Source organism: Prevotella pallens ATCC 700821, assembly GCF_000220255.1.
Classification (GTDB): Bacteria; Bacteroidota; Bacteroidia; order Bacteroidales; family Bacteroidaceae; genus Prevotella; species Prevotella pallens.
This window is the reverse complement of sequence record NZ_GL982520.1, coordinates 1-1,564: the sequence shown is the minus strand read 5'-3', so window position 1 is coordinate 1,564 and position 1,564 is coordinate 1. Positions and strand designations below refer to the sequence as shown.

Annotated in this window: 1 protein-coding gene and 1 pseudogene; one reads left to right on the top strand and one right to left on the bottom strand. The window is 36.4% G+C overall.

Annotated elements, in window-relative coordinates:
- Positions 1–197: 197 nt before the first annotated feature.
- Positions 198–743: a hypothetical protein gene (locus tag HMPREF9144_RS12435; protein WP_006046495.1), complete on the top strand. Its 546-nt coding sequence runs from the start codon at positions 198–200 to the stop codon at positions 741–743.
- Positions 744–816: 73 nt separating this feature from the next.
- Here the strand turns inward: HMPREF9144_RS12435 and HMPREF9144_RS12430 are convergent.
- Positions 817–1,055: pseudogene (locus HMPREF9144_RS12430) on the bottom strand (DUF3853 family protein); the annotation flags it as partial.
- Between the last annotated feature and the right edge of the window lie 509 nt (positions 1,056–1,564).

Genomic DNA, 1,564 nt, shown 5'->3' with positions numbered 1-1,564 from the left:
CTTCCATTAAAGCATATAACATATTTGCTAAAAAGCTTCACAATCACAGCAGAAACAAAGAGTAATTTTTAATACTATCCAGAAAATGGGCACAGTTTTCTAACAGTGAGGACGTACGGCAATAGTCGGAGTTATATTGCTTTGTGGGGGGAGGTATCAATTGATTAATATAATTAAAAACTTAAATATCGTAGATTATGAAAAAGATTCTATCTGTTGCATTTTTACTAATGCTTTCTGTAGCTTTGTATGCACAAAAGGAAGTAACGAAATTCTTAGGTATCCCTGTTGATGGGAGTAAGAGTTCGATGATTCAGAAACTGAAAAATAAGGGATTTGTGTATGATCCTTCTGCTGATTACTTGAAAGGGGAGTTCAATGGACAGCAGGTCGATGTGTTTATTGCAACGAATAATAACAAGGTTTACCGAATAATGGTATGTGATAAGAATAATTGGGATGAAGGACAGATAAAGATAAGGTATAACACACTGTGCCGCCAGTTTGCAAACAATCAGAAGTATGTGCCGATTTCTGCCGAGGAGTTGTCGGACAGAGAAGATATTTCTTATGAGATGACTGTTCATAAAAAAAAGTATCAAGCGACCTACGTCCAGTTACCAGCCGATGACGATTTGTCAAAAAGATTGGTGTGGTTTACTATTTCGAAGTTCAATGGGGAATATTACATAACAATGTATTATGATAATGAGTTTAATCGTGCGCAAGGCGAGGATTTGTAAGCGATGATTGATGTGTGGGTTGTTGGATTGGATATACCTTTCACCTGTCCTATTGATAAGTCTGCTGCTATGATATTTGTGCAATGGCACGGTTGATTTTACCACTCAGCTTGATACGGTTAGCTGTAGGCAAACTACAGCCGAAGAGGCGTGCAATGCAGCCAAGTCGTACACATATCGCTTTTCTTCTTTGGAGGAAGAAGCCTTTGTTGATTCCCTGCTCGTGGACATATTACTGTGTTGTGCAAGGAAAAGTAATTCTTCACCCGTCATCTGCCAAACAGGTTTGTCCAGTAATTCGTTTATCGTCATAATTCAATTGTTTTGAAATGAATAACTTACCCTTGCCACAGGGCATTCAGTCAGGTCTGACGATGCAAAAGTAGAGAGCTTTTAATGTTATTCCAAGAGTCAGGGATATAGCGGGAAGTATATGGGAAAGTTGGGAAATCATAGGATGTCAAGCATTAAGTAGTATTTTAGAATTATAAATCAGCGATAAATTTACCATTGTGTGCAATCAGATTTCTGTATATTAGTTGTGAAAGAAAAGACATTGTCTTTTTATTTTTGAATCTTCGTGATTAAACTCAAATAAGGAAAAAGCCAAGGTCTATTATAGAATTGGTATACAGACTATTGCTACCCAATAAGAAGTATATACTACTTTAGCGACTGATATAGTTCCGAATTTACTCACATCTGGGAATAGCTAAAAAACTAAAGTATATCTTGCAGTTGTGTATTCATCATGGTAAAGAGTGACTGTAGCAAATGCAAATAAGCTTCATTGGACAATTTATATATAAGAAAGCCAATAT